At 57.6% G+C, this 923-nt stretch carries 1 protein-coding gene; it reads right to left on the bottom strand.

The features are described 5' to 3' along the window. A partial coding sequence (locus AOA61_RS31210; protein ID WP_158234804.1) for a hypothetical protein occupies positions 1–923 on the bottom strand: 923 nt, incomplete at both ends.

Below are 923 nucleotides of genomic sequence, written 5' to 3'. Positions count from 1 at the left end.
AAGCTGATGTTCAGGTTTTCGCGCGGGGTTTCTTCGTCTTTCGCGACGAAGGTACCGGCGACGGTGCCTGCTTCAGCAGTGTTCTCGACGATGGTGGTCGGAGTGACAGCAATCACCGGGACGTCGTTAACCAGGGTCACGGTCGGCTGGCCGGTGCCGGTGGAGTTCAGGCCTTCAACATCGGTAACGGTCAGGTCGATTTTCGGCAGTTGGTTACCAGCGTTAACGAAGTCAGCGCCTTTTTCGGTCAGCACAACGTTGTTGCCGGAGATGGCGTAGTAGCCGTCAGCGTTGGTGCCAGCTGTGAAGCTGATGTTCAGGTTTTCGCGTGGTGTTTCTTCGTCTTTCGCGACGAAGGTACCGGCGACGGTGCCTGCTTCGGCGGTGTTCTCGATGATGGTGGTCGGCGTGACAGCAATTACTGGGACGTCGTTAACCAGGGTCACGGTCGGTTGACCGGTGCCAGTGGAGTTCAGACCTTCAACGTCAGTAACGGTCAGGTCGATCTTCGGCAGCTGGTTGCCCGCGTTAACGAAATCAGCACCTTTTTCAGTCAGCACGACGTTGTTGCCGGAGATGGCGTAGTAGCCGTCAGCGTTGGTGCCTGCGGTGAAGCTGATGTTCAGGTTTTCGCGTGGGGTTTCTTCGTCTTTCGCGACGAAGGTACCGGCGACGGTGCCTGCTTCAGCGGTGTTCTCGACGATGGTGGTCGGCGTGACAGCAATTACTGGGACGTCGTTAACCAAGGTCACGGTCGGTTGACCGGTGCCAGTGGAATTCAGGCCTTCAACATCGGTAACAGTCAGGTCGATCTTCGGCAGCTGGTTACCCGCGTTAACGAAGTCGGCGCCTTTTTCGGTCAGGACCACGTTGTTGCCGGAGATGGCGTAGTAGCCGTCAGCGTTGGTGCCAGCGGTGAAGCT

Origin of the sequence: Pseudomonas sp. 2995-1 (assembly GCF_002742505.1) — a bacterium.
In the GTDB taxonomy this organism is placed as follows: domain Bacteria; phylum Pseudomonadota; class Gammaproteobacteria; order Pseudomonadales; family Pseudomonadaceae; genus Aquipseudomonas; species Aquipseudomonas sivasensis.
Note: the sequence above shows the minus strand (reverse complement) of the source record. Positions and strands in the feature narration are given on the sequence as shown.